The following is a 13,694-nucleotide window of genomic DNA, read 5'->3' as shown; positions in this document are numbered from 1 at the left end:
GCGCGCGCGTCCTCATCCGTGCGCAGCCGCGGGCATCGTGCGAGTTGTCCGGGTGATCAGCGCCACGTTACGGTCCGAAGCCGTAGGCACCGGCATCGAGCGAGGGGTCCGCCATGAAGGTTTCCGACTGCCCTACGACGCAGGTCGAAGTCCGCATCGCCGCGCGGCCGGCCGAGGTCTGGTCCTGGCTGCTGGACGTCGACCTGCCGGCCCGGTTCTCGAACGAGTTCCAGGGCGGCGGCTGGGTCGAGGGCTCCGAGCCCGGTCTGGGCGCGCAGTTCCGCGGCCGCAACTCCCACCCGGTCGCGGGGGAGTGGGAGACGGTCTCGACCGTGACCGGCTACGAGCCCGAGCGGCTGTTCGCCTGGGCCGTGATGGACGTGACGAACCCGGCCGCGTCGTGGAAGTTCGAGCTCGTCCCCGACGGCGACGGCACGATCCTGCGCCAGGGGGCCCAGATCGGCCCCGGTCCGTCCAACCTGACGGCGATCATCGGCTCGATGCCCGAGCACGAGGAGGAGATCGTCGCGATGCGCCTCGGCGAGCTGCAGGGCAACATGCAGAAGACGGTGGAGGGCATCAAGTCCCTCGCCGAAAGCGGCGTCCGCGCCGCCTAGCCGAGCATTCCGTCCACAGAGGACTTGACGGCGGCGAGCGCCGCGGGGGACCGCCACAGCCGCTCGACCTCCGGGTCGTCCGTGTGGCGGTACTCGGCGATGCGTTCGTGGAACGGCTGGCGGATCTGGGCCTTGGTGTGCGCGAACGGCTCGGCGGGCAGCTCGCCGAGCCGGGTCGCGACGGCCAGCGCCCGCTCGAGCACGGCCTCCGGCGCTGCCAGCTCGTCGACCAGGCCGCGGGCGAGGGCGTCCTCGCCGCCGTACGTCGAACCCGAATAGGTGAGCGACGGCAGCGGCGCGGTGCCGTACGCGCAGCGCAGGATTTCCAGCGCGGCCAGCGGGAACGGCACCCCGACGAGCAGCTCGGTGACGCCGATGGTGCCCGCGCCGAGCACGCGGTGGTCGCACGCCGCGGCGAGCACCGCGCCGCCGGCGATCGCGTGCCCGTTCAGCGCGGCGACCACCGGACGCGGGCAGCCGAACACGGCCAGCAGGGCGTCGGACAGCAGCGGCAGGAACTCCGACACGTACGCCGCGCCGCCGTCGTGGATCCGCTTGAGGTCGACGCCCGCGGAGAAGATCCGGCCGGTGCCGGTGAGCACGACGGCCCGGGCGTCGGCGACCTCGTCGAGCCGCACTACGAGCTCGCGGCACGACGAGGTGTCGAGCGTGTTCCCGCCGCCGTGGTCGATCCGTAGCACGGCGATGTCCTGGTGGCTCTCCAGCGTGATCGGCACGAGCCCGACCGTACCGGCTTCAGCTCGTGATGTCCTTCCGCGCGAACCGCCGCCCGGCGTAGAGGAAGAACACCGTCCCGTAGATCACCGCCGAGAGCATGCCGCTCGCGAGGTTGGTCCAGTCGACGTCGGTCGAGATCAGGTCCATCCACGAGAACGCGTAGTGCGTCGGCAGGTAGTTGCGGAGCCCTTCCAGCGCCGTGATCTGGTCCAGGATCTGCGACAGGATCGCCACCAGCACCGCCCCGCCGACCGCGCCGAGCGGGGCGTCGGTCGACACGCTCAGCGCGAGCGCCAGCCCGGCCACCCAGGCCAGCTGCAGGATGATGTACACAGTGGACAGTGCGATGGCCACCATGCTGTCGCCGAAGGACACCGCGTCGCCGGTCGGGCTGATCGCGTCGCCCGCGCCGTACCAGATCAGCCCGACGATCAGGGACATCACCGGCAGCAGGACGAGCGCGAACGCCGACAGCAGCCCGGACACGATCGCCTTCTGCCGCAGCACCCGCTGCCTCGGCACCGGCACGGCCAGCAGGTACTTCAGGCTCGACCACGACGCCTCGCTCGCGATCGTGTCGCCGAAGAACAGCGCCACGATCATCGGCAGCAGGAACGTCCCGGACACGAACAGCGCCAGCACGACGAAGTTCGGCGCCGACGCCGTGGCCAGGTCGACGAACCCGCCGCTGCGCCGGTTCGGGTTCGACTGCCCGAGCTCGAACGCGATCACCAGGATGAACGGCAGGATCGCGACGAACCCGAGCAGGAACTGCGTGCGCCGCCGCTTGAGCTGGCGCCGCAGCTCGACGCCGAGCCGCAGCGTCCGCCGGGCGCTGTAGCCCTCGACGGCGCCGTCCGCTCCGACGCCGGCGTGTTCGGCCGAAGCGACGTCGCTCAGCTCGTCGAGCGCGTGCGGATCGGTGTGGACACCCTCACTCACGACTCTTCTCCGACCAGTTGCAGGAACGCGTCTTCCAGCCGGCGCCGAGGGCCGGCCTGCTCCACCGCGACGCCGGCGCGGACCAGCGCGGCGACCGCGTCGGCGCGCGGCAGCCCGTCGAGATCGGCGTGCACGAGGTCGCCCTCGACGTCGACCGAGGTGACCCCGGCCTCCGCCTTGAGCGCCGCGGCGGCGGCCTCCGGGTCGTCGACCCGGAACGTCGCCTCGCCGCCCGCCGCGGCCAGCTCGCCGACCTCGCCCGAGGCGACCAGCGAACCGCGGTGCATGACCACGACGTGCGTGCAGGTCTGCTCGACCTCGGCCAGCAGGTGGCTGGATACCACCACCGTGCGGCCGGTCGCGGCGTACCGCTTCAGCACCTCGCGCATCTGGTGGATCTGGGGCGGGTCGAGCCCGTTGGTCGGCTCGTCGAGCACCATGAGCTCCGGCAGGCCGAGCATCGCCTGCGCGATGGCCAGCCGCTGCCGCATGCCCTGGCTGTAGGTCCGCACCCGGCGGTCGATGGCCGTGCCGAGCCCGGCGATCTCCAGCGCCTCCGCGAAGTGCGCCTTCTCGGCCGGACGCCCGGTCGCGGCCCAGTAAAGCTCGAGGTTCGCCCGGCCGGACAGGTGCGGCAGGAACCCGGACCCCTCGACGAACGAGCCGATCCGCGAGAGCACCGGCGCGCCGGGGGCGATCTTGTGACCGAAGACCCGGATGGTGCCTTCGGTCGGGGTGATCAGGCCCATCAGCATCCGGAGCGTGGTCGTCTTGCCCGCGCCGTTCGGCCCGAGCAGGCCGAGCACCTGGCCCGGCTCGACGCGGAAGGAGAGGTCCTTCACCGCGACGAACCCGCCCGGGTACTGCTTGCGCAAGCCTTCGATGACCAGTGGCGTCGACGAAAGCTCCGGGTCGACGTCGGTGGCGCGACGGCGGCGAAGCGCCGCGAACAGCACCGCGGCCAGGGCGATCGCCAGCGTCACGCCGATGCCGACCAGCTGCCCGACCGGCGCCGGCGAGCCGACGGACGTCCCGGGGACGATCGGCACGGCCAGCGCCGTGCCGCCGGCCAGCGCGACCCGGAACACCGCGGGCGCGGCCGGGCTGGCGAACGCCTGGTCGGTCGTGCCGACGACCAGCCGCAGCGAGTGGCCGCCCTCGATCGGGCGGACGATGCCGGGCAGCGTCACGGTGACCTCGACCGGCGTCCCGTCGGCGGGCAGCCCGCTCACCCGGAAGGGCGCGATCGCGTTCGCCGGCAGCACGCGCGAGCCGTCCTGGCCGACGTCGTAGAGCTTGGCGAACAGCACCGCGTCCGGCTGCGGGTGCGCCGGGTCCGCGGCGACCTGCAGCCGCACGGTCGACGAGCCGCTGACGATGATCTGCCCGTCCACCGGCGCGGTCGTGAACTGCGCGGCCTGGCCCGGCGGGTCGTTGCTGAACAGCGCGCCCAGCCGCGACGAGCTGCTCGCGACGCCGTTGAGCCCGGGGATGCCGCTCACCGCCGACGGGTTCGCCCCGGCGGGGCGGACGATCGGCTGCGCGGGACCGGTCATCGCCAGCATCCGCCGCTCGGTGGCCGGGCCGGTCAGGCCGGGGTAGGTGTCCGCGGTGACCGTGCGGACCGACGGCGTCCCGTTGGCGCGCAGCGTGCCCTGGACGTCGTAGCTGAACCCGGTGCCGGGGTTGCCGCCGCTGACCGCGTTCCACAGGAAGTCGCCGATCTTGGCGCGCAGCTGCGGCCCGGGCTTGCCGCCGTCGTGGCCGCCGGTGTACCAGATCGTCCTGACCTTGCCGCCCGCCGCGGTGATCTGCCGCGCGGTGGCGTCGGACTGGTCGAGCCCGAAGAGAGTGTCGCTTTCACCCTGGACCAGCAGCGTCGGCACGGTGATCTTGCTCGTCACCGACGCGGGGGAGACGCGGCGCAGCAGGTCGACGCTCGCCTGGCTCGCCTGCCCGGTGGTGCCGAGCTCGGTGTAGGCGCGGCAGACGGCGGCGGTGAACCGGCCGCACGGGTCGGCTGGCCCGCTCTGCCGCCCGCCGCCCGCACCCGGGGGCGCGGCGGGGACAGCAGCGCCGGCGGCGCCACCGGCGGCGCCGGTCGACCCGGCGTCGGTCGCCTGGCCGGCCTCGGGGGCTTCGGCCGACGGCGAACCGCTCGCCGCCGCACCCGAGCCCGCCGAGAAGAAGATGCCGGCCCAGCTCTTCTTGAACACTCCGTCGGTGGCGAACGCGCCGGCGGCCGGGGTGCCCGGCGCCGTCAGCGCGGGCGTGGCCGCGTTCGGGACCAGGCCCTGCGCGAGGTCGTTGTAGGTGATCACCGGGGCGATCGCGTCGACGCGCTTGTCCGTGCCGGCCAGCAGCAGCGAGAGCGCGCCGCCGTAGGACGCGCCGGTGACGGCCACCTTCGGGTCGCCGCTCGCGTCGGTGGTCACCTGGTGCTGCGCGACGAGCCGGTCGATCAGGCGGCTCGCGTCGGCGACCTCGCCGTCCGGGTCGTTGAGCCCGATCTTGCCGGTGCTCTTGCCGAACCCGCGCGCGGACCACGTCATGACGACGAAGCCCTTCCGCGCCAGCTCGCGTGCGTCGTCGGCGACGCTGTTCTTGTCCCCGCCGAACCCGTGCGCGAGCAGCACCGCGGGCGCGGGCACGGTGGCGGGCAGGTAGGTGGTCGTGTCGATCTTGACCTGCTCCGCCGAGCCGGGGGCCGCGGGCATGTCGATCATGGCGTCCTGCGTGGGCACCGGCGCGGGCGCGGCGGGCCGCGTGATCCAGAAGACCGCGCCGGCGGCCAGGACCACGACGACGGCGGCGAGCGCGGTGAGGCGGGCTCCGCGGGTGCGCGGGAGCGTGAGTCGGGGCACGGGGTGACCGTATGTGAAGTTTCCTGAGAGTGTCCTCACCGGCTCACGTCGATCACACCCTCGGGACCACCTGGTGGACCGAAGTGACCGGAATTACAGGACCAACCCGGTGACGTGCGCGATTCCGGCTGGCGCTCAGGAGGGGAGAACCGGCAAACTGGACGCGCTGTGAGGGGAGTATTCCTTCGCGGCGGTGTCGTCAGCACGGTGGCCCTGCGCCCCCGGCACCGTCGGCCGGTGTTTTCACCGGCGGGAGAGACCTCCGGTTAGTTGCTCATGCGCACTATCCGGAGGTTCTGGTTCCATGACTGTCCCCCTGTGGCTGTGGATCGCCACGATCGGTGGCCTGCTCGCGCTGATCGCGCTGGACCTGGTCATCGTCGATCGCAAGCCGCACGAAGTGACCACGGGGGAAGCCGCTCGCTGGGTGATCTTCTACATCTCCTGCGCGATCCTCTTCGGCGCCGGCGTGTGGTTCTTCGCCGGGCACGAGCCGGGCGTCGAGTTCTTCACCGGCTACATCACCGAGTACTCGCTGAGCGTCGACAACCTGTTCATCTTCATGATCATCATGGCGTCGTTCAAGGTGCCCGCCATCCACCAGCACCGCGTGCTGCTGGTCGGCATCCTGCTCGCGCTGGCCATGCGCAGCGTCTTCATCGCGATCGGCGCCGCGCTCATCGAGCAGTTCGTCTGGGTGTTCTTCCTCTTCGGCGCGGTGCTCGTCTGGACGGCGATCAGCATGCTGCGCGGCAAGGGCGAGGACGAGGAGTACCACGAGAACGCCCTCACCCGGCAGGTCCGCAAGATCGCGCCGGTGACCGGCGACTACCACGGCCACCGCTACACGGTGAAGATCGACGGCAAGCGGATGATCACGCCGATGCTGCTCGTGATCGTGGCCATCGGCTCGGCGGACCTGCTCTTCGCGGTCGACTCGATCCCGGCGATCTTCGGCATCACGCAGGAGGCGTTCCTCGTCTTCACTGCCAACGCGTTCGCGCTGATGGGCCTGCGGCAGCTGTACTTCCTGCTCGGCGGCCTCGTGACGAAGCTGGTCTACCTCACCTACGGCCTCGCGGTGATCCTGGCCTTCATCGGCGCGAAGCTGTTCCTGCACGCCCTGCACGAGTACCACGTCGTGCCGGACTGGCTGGACATCAACAACTGGGTCTCCCTCGGGGTGATCGTCGTCGTGCTGACCGTGACCACCCTGGCGAGCCTGGCGAAGGCCCGGCGCGACGAACGCAAGCAGGTCACCGCGTAAGTCCCGACGTTAGGTCGTTCGCAGCGCTAAGGAATTCCGGTACGGTCGGGGACGTGCGTCCAGCCGACATCGAAGCCCTCGTCGCCCCCGGCCGTCCCGCGCTGCGCGGGAACCTGCTGCTCACCGCGCTGAAGAAGCCCGATCTCGAGACGAACGCCGCGCACAGCGCGCTGCGGCGCGTCTCGCTCGACGGCGGGGAAACCGCGTGGACGCACGGTCCGCGCGACTCGGCGCCCGCGATCTCCCCGGACGGGCGCTGGGTGGCGTTCCTCCGCGCGGGAGAAGGCAAGGGGGCCGACGGCAGCCCGCAGCTGCACGTCATGCCGGCCGACGGCGGTGACGCGCGCCGGGTGACGTCGCTGCACCTCGGCGCCGGCGAGCCGGTGTGGGCGCCGGACTCGCGGCGGATCGCCTTCACCGCGCGCGTGCCCGAACCCGGCCGGTACGGAACCGAAGACGCCGACGGCGAGACGCCGGAGCCGGCCGCCGAGGCCCCGCGCCGGATCACACGCATGGACTACCGCATCGACGACATCGGCTTCCTGCGCGACCGCGTGCAGCGGCTGTTCGTCGTCGACGCGCTGGACGAGGACGCGCCGGACCCGGAGCCGCTGACCGGCGACGGCTTCGACGTGACCGGCCCGGTCTGGACGCCGGACGGCACCCGCGTGGTCTTCACCGCGCCGCCGGACTGGGGCGCGGCCGAGAGCGACCACCGCGACGTCTGCGCGATCTCCGCGTCGGGCGGCGAACCCGAGGTCCTCGTGCGGGGCGCGGGTTTCTCCGAGCGGCCGGCGTTCGGCGCCGACGGCACGCTGTTCTACTTCGGGCAGTCCTTCGACGAGCACCGCGAAGCCGCGATGACCGGGCTGTACGCGGCGACGCCCGAGTTCGGCGCCGGCCCGGTGAAGGCGCGCCGGCTCACCGACATCGAGACGGTGGACTGCGAGGCGTCGGTGGGGGCGCCGGCGCCTCGCGAGGGCGACGTGCTGGTGGCCGTCCGCAACCGCGGCGCGGTGGAGCTGCGCGCGGTGCCCTTCGCCGCCGCGGACGCCCCGCTGGCCGACCTGCCGGTGGTCTACGCGGACCGCACGGCCGTGCGGTCGTTCGCGCTCGACGGCCCGGTGCTGGCGGCGGTGATCGCCACGCCGTCGACCTCGGGCGAGGTCGTGCTGCTCGGCGACGGCGAGCCGCGGGTGCTCACCGACTACTCGAAGCCGTTGCGGGACAAGGGAATCCGGCCGATGGTCGAGCTGGAGACCACGGCGCCGGACGGCTACCCGGTGCACGGCTGGCTGGTGCTGCCCGAGGGCGACGGCCCGCACCCGGTGCTGCGCGTGGTGCACGGCGGCCCGTTCACCCAGCAGGACTGGGCGGTGTTCGACGAGGCGCAGGTGTACGCGGCCGCGGGGTACGCGGTGGTGCTGGGCAACCCGCGCGGGTCGGCGGGCTACGGCCAGACCCACGGCCACGCGATCACGGAGGCCTTCGGCACGGTCGACGTCGACGACGTCCTGGCGCTGCTGGACAAGGCCCTCGAGCGGCCGGATCTGGACGCCTCCCGCGTCGGCATCATGGGCGGCTCGTACGGCGGGTTCATGACGAGCTGGCTGGCGGCCCACCACGGCGAGCGCTTCAAGGCGGCGTGGAGCGAGCGCGCGGTCAACGCGTGGGACTCGATGGTGGGCAGCTCCGACATCGGCTACTTCTTCGTCGACGCGTACATCGGTACTTCGCCGGAGGTGCAGCGCGAGAAGTCGCCGCTTTCGTATGCGGCGCAGATCAAGATCCCGTTCGCGGTGGTGCATTCGGAGCAGGACTGGCGCTGCCCGCTGGAGCAGGCGCAGCGGATGTTCGTCGCGCTGCGGCGGGCGGGCGCGCCGGCGGAGATGCTGCTGTTCCCCGGCGAAGGCCATGAGCTGTCCCGGTCCGGGCGTCCGCGGCACCGCGTCAAGCGCTTCGAAGCGATCCTCGAGTGGTGGGGCCGGCACCTGTGACCGTGCCCGAGGTGGACTTCGAGCTCGAGACCTGGCGGATGGTGCTGTTCCGGGCGGGTCCCCGCGCCGGCGAGATCTCCGAGGAGATGGCGCGGGAGCTGCGGGCCCGGCACCTGTCGTCCGCGCGGCAGCAGCAGGAGGCGGGAACGCTGCTGTTCGCCGGGGCGGTGCCGGAGCTGTCGTCGGCGCTGCCGGTGACGGGGGTGGCGTTCTTCCGGACGTCGGAGGCGGAGACGCGGGCGATCCTGGACGCCGATCCGGCGGAGCAGGCGGGGTTGATCGCGTCGGAGATCGTCGGGTTCGTGTGCCCGCGGGGCACGCTTGGCTGACGGGCTGGTCTGCTTCGACGTCGACGGGACGCTGGTCCCCGGCACGAGCTCGTGCGCCTGGGTGGCCGCGGTGCTGGGCCACGAAGCCGAGCTCGTCGCGGCCGAGGCCGCGTACGGCGCCGGCCGGATGACGAACCAGGAAGCGTCGGTGATCGACGCCCGCGGCTGGGCCGGGCACACCGAAGCCGAGATCGCGGCCCGGCTGGAAACGCTGCCGCTGGTCGACGGGATCGCGGAGACGGTGGCGTGGTGCCGGGAACGCGGCCTGCGCCCGATCCTGACGACGCTCGCGTGGACGCCGGTGGGACGGATGCTCGCCGGGCGGTTCGGGTTCGCCGCGTACTGCGGCCCGGTCCCCGCGGTGGCCGACGGCCGCTACACCGGCGACGTCGCCGAGCACCTGGACGAGTACGGCAAGCGGGACTTCGCGCTGGCCCAGGGCTTCGCGCCGGAGCGGTGCGTCGCGGTGGGGGACAGCCGGTCGGACCTGCCGCTCTTCGCCGCCGTCGGGATGAGCATCGGCTTCAACGCGAGGCCTGACGCCCGTGCCGTCGCGACGCACCTCGTCGACGGTGGTGACCTGCGGGCGATCATCCCGCTGCTGGACGCTCAGTTCAGCAGCGTGTAGTTCAGCTCTTCGCAGACCCGGCCGAGCGGGACGTCCAGACCCGGGTGGTCCAGCGGCAGCAGCACGTCCGGCGCGATCGGCAGGGCCGCGCCCGCCGGGGGGTCCCACAGGCAGATCGCCGGGTCGCCCGAATCCATCGAGGACCGGTACCAGAGGCCGTCCAGGTCGCTGAACGCGCCGCGGATCGCGCGCGCCCACGCCTGCGTCAGCTTCTTCGGGCCGCTCGAGATCTCCTGGGACGCGCCCACCCGCGTCGGCCACAGGCTGGTCAGGTCGAGCAGGCGCAGCGTGCGCGTCGGGCGGACGACGACCAGGCGGGGCCCGCGCGTGCGGCGGTCGACCGTCGAGCTGGTCTGGAAGACCTCGGCGACCGAGGTGCGGACCGTGAGGCCGAAGTAGAGGACCCCGTTCGCGGGGTCGGTGACCGGTGCGCCGCCGCGTCCGGGCGACTGCTGGTCGAACCGGCCGTGCGGGAGCGGACCGGTGTAGCGGAACGAATTCCACTGCTGGGGGTGGTTGCCGTGCGCGGTGAAGATCCGCACCAGCCTGGTCGCGGGCTGGACCGTCACCACGTCGTTGGCGCGGTTCAGCTGCCGGACCAGGACGGATCGGGCGGGCGGCAGCGGTAGCCGGGCCATGGGTCGGGGGTGGTCCGTCCTTGTCGGTGATCTTGCTCGGGGACGCTCCAGCCTAGAACGGCGAGCCGAGCGTGGCGATGAGGCGGGCGATGTGGTCCGGGTCACCCCCGGACAGGAGCCACTGCCGCGGCGTCGCGGGGTGCTCGTTGATGACGAGGTCCGGCTGCGGCGTGCTCATGAACGCGGCGACGACGAGCGCGGGCTGGTCTTCGGGAAGGGCCTTCAGCACGACTTCGAGTCCGGGGAGCACGCCCGAGCCGGCGAACTGCCACGCCGGGAGCCGCCAGCCGCCGTCTTTCCAGCCGGTCAGCCTGCCTTCCTTGAGGCGGTGCCGGATGCGGCTGTCGTCGACGCCGAGGGTTCGGGCCGCTTCGTTGACACTGAGCGCGCCTTCCGCGAGGACGGCGTGCGCGGCCACGGTGCGCGCCCGGAAGTCCGGTTCGCCCTCCCGGCGCGGCGAAAGGTCCAAGCCGACGTCGGTGAGCGCGGCGCGCTGGTCGGCGGAGAAGTAGTGCGAGGGATCGGGGTTCGGTGGTGACAGTCTGCGCGCCGCGTCTTCGACGAGCGTGAGGAACTCGTTCGCGTCGACCTTCAGGCCCGCCTTGGCGAGGATGTTCTCCAGCGCTACAGACATGGGGTTCAGACTAACCCGAAACAGCGCGGGTGTGCGGGTTCGTGCGGTTTCTTGCCCTATCTGTGGGTGAATTCACCAGAGATCGACACTTACCGCACATCAGTCAACACGTTGAGTAGGCAACTTCCGGTCAGTGTGACGGCATCGGACGACGTTGTCCAGGCTTGACAGGGTGCTTGCGGAGCCTTACGTTCCGGATGAGTAAACGATTTCCGCTCCGTGCTCACAGGATCCGGCGGGTTCGCGCCGGTCATGGGGGACACAGGGGGTGGGGCGTGCCTGGGGGGCCCGGCACGAGCCGGCCCCCCGGGCACGTCGCTCCGCTCCCGCGCACGTGAGCCGATCCGCTCGTCAGCGGCGCGAGCTCTTCCGCTCGATCAGCGTCGCCTCGAGGGTCGTGGTCGTGGCTTCGCGGCTGCTGTCGGAGATCCGGGCCAGCAGCAACTGCGCCGCCACGCGGCCGACCTCGTACGCCGGCTGGGCGACCACCGTCAGGGGCGGCTCGATGAGCGTCGTCCACGGGGCGTCGTCGAACGAGACGATGCCGATGTCGCGTCCCGAGCGCAGCCCACGCGACGACAGCGCCTCCAGCACGCCGATCGCCATCGTGCTGTTCGCGACCAGCAGCGCGTCCGGCGGCTGCGGCTCGTCCAGCAGCTCCAGCGCCGCCAGCCGGGCGCCCTCGGCGCGGTACTCCGCCCGCCGGGACACGACGTTCGCTTCGCCGACGACGTCGGCGTACCCGGCCAGACGGTCGTCGGCCGTGCGGACGCCCGCCGGCCCGGTCAGGCAGCCGACGCGGCGGTAGCCGCCCGCCAGCAGGTGCCGCGTCGCTTCGGCGGCCGCGTGGCGCGTGTCGACCAGGACCTGGTCGCCCGAGGCGGCCGGCAGCGGGCGGTCGACCGCCACCAGCGGCGTGCCCTGGCGGCGCAGCCCCTCGACGTTCGTCGAGCGGCCGGTCGGCGACAGCACCACCCCGGCGACCCGCTCCTGCAGCGCGACCTCGATGTAGCGGCGCTCCTTGTCCTCGTTCTCGTCGGAGTTGCAGAGCACCACCGAGTAGCCCGACCGCTGCGCGAGGTCCTCGACGCCGCGCGCGATGGCCGTGAAGAACGGGTTTTCGACGTCGGAGATGATCAGCGCGAGGACCGCGGTCTCCTGCCGGCGCAGGTTCCGGGCCAGCCCGTTCGGGTGGTAGCCGAGCTCGGCGGCCGCCTCCTGCACGCGCGCGGCCAGCGTCGGGTCCACAGTGGACTTGCCGTTGAGCGCGCGCGACACGGTCGCCGTGGAGACGCCGGCCCTCGCCGCGACGTCGCTGATGGTGGCCACACGCCCTCCCTGATCACCGGTCGAGGGGGAGGATAGCGCTCCTGGTGGGCGTTTACCGTCCGCTTACCTTCCCGGGTGCCGCCCCACTTCCGGTTGACCGCGGGGGTTACGCCGAACGGAGCCGGTCACGCTCCGCCACGTCCACAGTGGAGGGTGGCCGGAAGTAGCCGCGCGGGGTCAGCCCGGTGAGGGCCCGGCAGTCCCGGCTGAGGTGCGCCTGGTCGGAGTACCCCGCGGCGGCGGCGAGCGCGGCCAGCCCGGCAACGCGCGGAGCAAGCGCGACGGCACGCTGGAACCGGGCGACGCGCAGGTAGGTGGCCGGCCCGTACCCGACGGCCTGGACGAACCGCCGCCGCAGCCGGCGCTCGCTGACGGCGGAGGGTTCTTCGACCCGCGAGGCCGCGACATCGGGTGCTTCGCCTCGGGCCAGAAGGGCAGCCGCCTCGGCGAGGCCGCGGCCGGGTTTCGCGGCGATCCGGGCCGGGTCGACCTCGTGTCGGGCCAGATGGACGGCCGCCTCGGCGTGGCCTCGTTTCGTCGCGGTCCGGGCCGGGTCGACCTCGTGTCGGGCCAGAAGCGCCGCCGCCTCGGCGGGTCTCGCGGCGGTCCGGGCCCGGTCGGCCACGCATCGAGCCATCAGCGCCGCCGCTTCCGCGACCCGCGCGGCCCCCGTGTCCAGCCGCTCGATCAGCTCCGCCACCGCCCAGTCGGCCGAGCAGGCCTCCGCGAGCCGCGACTCCACCGCCTCCGCCGGCGACAGCTCACCCGCCAGCAACCGCTCCGAAAGCACCTCCCCGGCCCGCCCCCACAGCTCACCCAACGACACCCGCCGGTCCCGCAGCTCGTCGGCCGCCACGCCGAGCACCGCCGGCGCGTGCCCCGGCTTGAACCGGACACCCCGCAGCACCGCGCCCGGCCGGGTCACCGACGACCACGCCGCCGTGTCCGGGCCCGCGATGAACACCCCGCCGTCGCCGGCGACCAGGTCCAGGCAGCCGTCGGGGACGATCCGCTTCGGGCCCGTCGAAGCCGATCGCCACACGCAGCGCGCAATGCCCGCCAGCCGCCGGGGTGGTGCCGCCTCCTCGTACACACCCCGATCATGCACCCGGGCACCGACAAAAACCGGGCGGCACCCGTTCGGGTGAATCCCGGTGGGTAACGGCTAACGCGCGGTGAGGTCACGGCGAGATAGAGGTCGACGCACCCGACGAGGGTGCGCCCGACGAGAGAAGACCTCTTCATGGGTGCTCACACCGCGAACCGCGACCAGGGCCGCGTCCGGTCGGCCGGCAGCGTCGTGGTCGTCCTGGGTGTGCTCGCCGCGGCCTTCGCGGTGACGTCGTTCGTCGTGCCGCGGTCGGCTCGCGGGCCGGCCAAGGTGGAGCCGGTCGCCGCGCCGGTCGTGCCGGCCGCCGTCGCCACCGTGAGCCACTCCGTCGTCTACGAACTGCTCGGCGCGCACGGCGCCCAGGACGTCACCTACTCCGGCGCCGGCTCGGTGCTGACCCAGCACGCCGAGGTGGCGACGCCGTGGTCGGCCGGGTTCACCCGCGTCGGCCCGGTCGGCCGCACCGAGTTCTACAGCGTCGCCGCGCGCAACACCGGACCCGGCGAGCTGCGCTGCCGGATCGTCGTCGACGGGGTCGTCGTCGCCGAGAAGACCGTCACTGAGCCGGGCCGCCAGTTCACCTGCGCCGTCTGACGGCAC

13 protein-coding genes are annotated in these 13,694 nt (G+C 72.7%); 6 read left to right on the top strand and 7 right to left on the bottom strand.

Going from position 1 to position 13,694, the window contains the following annotated elements; all coding sequences use genetic code 11:
- Positions 1 to 113 precede the first annotated feature (113 nt).
- Positions 114 to 617, top strand: a complete 504-nt coding sequence (locus ACZ7OH_RS43730) for an SRPBCC family protein (RefSeq protein ID WP_470286307.1) — start codon at positions 114 to 116, stop codon at positions 615 to 617.
- Here ACZ7OH_RS43730 and ACZ7OH_RS43725 read toward each other — a convergent pair.
- Genes ACZ7OH_RS43725 through ACZ7OH_RS43715 form a run of 3 tightly spaced genes read right to left on the bottom strand, consistent with a single transcriptional unit; the run spans position 614 to position 5,161 of the window.
- Entirely contained in the window at positions 614 to 1,354 is a 741-nt protein-coding gene (locus ACZ7OH_RS43725) for an enoyl-CoA hydratase/isomerase family protein (protein WP_470286306.1), read from the bottom strand. The genes ACZ7OH_RS43730 and ACZ7OH_RS43725 overlap by 4 nt on opposite strands.
- Before the next feature lie 19 nt (positions 1,355 to 1,373).
- Positions 1,374 to 2,297, bottom strand: a complete 924-nt coding sequence (locus tag ACZ7OH_RS43720; RefSeq protein ID WP_400905693.1) for an ABC transporter permease — start codon at positions 2,295 to 2,297, stop codon at positions 1,374 to 1,376.
- Entirely contained in the window at positions 2,294 to 5,161 is a 2,868-nt protein-coding gene (locus tag ACZ7OH_RS43715) for an alpha/beta fold hydrolase (protein ID WP_470286305.1), read from the bottom strand. Before ACZ7OH_RS43715 ends, ACZ7OH_RS43720 begins: the two co-directional genes overlap by 4 nt.
- A 304-nt stretch (positions 5,162 to 5,465) precedes the next feature.
- Between ACZ7OH_RS43715 and ACZ7OH_RS43710 the strand changes: the two genes are divergently transcribed.
- From ACZ7OH_RS43710 to ACZ7OH_RS43695, 4 genes are read left to right on the top strand one after another with little or no spacing between them, the layout of a single operon-like run.
- A complete protein-coding gene (locus ACZ7OH_RS43710) occupies positions 5,466 to 6,428 on the top strand; it encodes a TerC family protein (protein WP_470286304.1) in 963 nt (320 codons plus the stop codon).
- Between the two features lie 53 nt (positions 6,429 to 6,481).
- Positions 6,482 to 8,425 (top strand): S9 family peptidase, encoded by a 1,944-nt coding sequence (locus ACZ7OH_RS43705; protein ID WP_470286303.1) that lies wholly within the window; start codon positions 6,482 to 6,484, stop codon positions 8,423 to 8,425.
- An 11-nt stretch (positions 8,426 to 8,436) separates the two neighbouring features.
- Positions 8,437 to 8,754 (top strand): YciI family protein, encoded by a 318-nt coding sequence (locus ACZ7OH_RS43700; RefSeq protein WP_470286302.1) that lies wholly within the window; start codon positions 8,437 to 8,439, stop codon positions 8,752 to 8,754.
- Entirely contained in the window at positions 8,747 to 9,382 is a 636-nt protein-coding gene (locus ACZ7OH_RS43695; protein ID WP_470286301.1) for an HAD family hydrolase, read from the top strand. Before ACZ7OH_RS43700 ends, ACZ7OH_RS43695 begins: the two co-directional genes overlap by 8 nt.
- Here ACZ7OH_RS43695 and ACZ7OH_RS43690 read toward each other — a convergent pair.
- The 4 genes from ACZ7OH_RS43690 to ACZ7OH_RS43675 form a co-directional block, all read right to left on the bottom strand.
- Complete coding sequence (locus ACZ7OH_RS43690) at positions 9,364 to 10,020, bottom strand: RES family NAD+ phosphorylase (protein ID WP_400905710.1); 657 nt, start codon at positions 10,018 to 10,020, stop codon at positions 9,364 to 9,366. The genes ACZ7OH_RS43695 and ACZ7OH_RS43690 overlap by 19 nt on opposite strands.
- A 52-nt stretch (positions 10,021 to 10,072) precedes the next feature.
- A complete protein-coding gene (locus tag ACZ7OH_RS43685; protein ID WP_470286300.1) occupies positions 10,073 to 10,654 on the bottom strand; it encodes a MerR family transcriptional regulator in 582 nt (193 codons plus the stop codon).
- Between the two features lie 351 nt (positions 10,655 to 11,005).
- A complete protein-coding gene (locus tag ACZ7OH_RS43680) occupies positions 11,006 to 11,983 on the bottom strand; it encodes a LacI family DNA-binding transcriptional regulator (RefSeq protein WP_470286299.1) in 978 nt (325 codons plus the stop codon).
- A gap of 106 nt (positions 11,984 to 12,089) precedes the next feature.
- Entirely contained in the window at positions 12,090 to 13,076 is a 987-nt protein-coding gene (locus ACZ7OH_RS43675) for a helix-turn-helix domain-containing protein (protein ID WP_470286298.1), read from the bottom strand.
- 150 nt (positions 13,077 to 13,226) lie between these two features.
- On the opposite strand from ACZ7OH_RS43675, the gene ACZ7OH_RS43670 reads away from it, so the two are divergent.
- Positions 13,227 to 13,688, top strand: a complete 462-nt coding sequence (locus ACZ7OH_RS43670; RefSeq protein ID WP_400905720.1) for an MmpS family transport accessory protein — start codon at positions 13,227 to 13,229, stop codon at positions 13,686 to 13,688.
- Positions 13,689 to 13,694 lie beyond the last annotated feature (6 nt).

The organism is Amycolatopsis sp. NPDC114478, from assembly GCF_055633805.1.
The sequence above is the reverse complement of the archived record's forward strand: the minus strand, read 5'-3'. Positions and strand labels throughout refer to the sequence as shown.

Bases quoted from the DNA above. Each gene is read 5' to 3' on its own strand.
- ACZ7OH_RS43730 (WP_470286307.1), top strand. From the start codon at position 114: ATGAAGGTTTCCGACTGCCCTACGACGCAGGTCGAAGTCCGCATCGCC.
- ACZ7OH_RS43710 (WP_470286304.1), top strand. From the start codon at position 5,466: ATGACTGTCCCCCTGTGGCTGTGGATCGCCACGATCGGTGGCCTGCTC.
- ACZ7OH_RS43690 (WP_400905710.1), bottom strand. From the start codon at position 10,020: ATGGCCCGGCTACCGCTGCCGCCCGCCCGATCCGTCCTGGTCCGGCAG.
- ACZ7OH_RS43685 (WP_470286300.1), bottom strand. From the start codon at position 10,654: ATGTCTGTAGCGCTGGAGAACATCCTCGCCAAGGCGGGCCTGAAGGTC.
- ACZ7OH_RS43670 (WP_400905720.1), top strand. From the start codon at position 13,227: ATGGGTGCTCACACCGCGAACCGCGACCAGGGCCGCGTCCGGTCGGCC.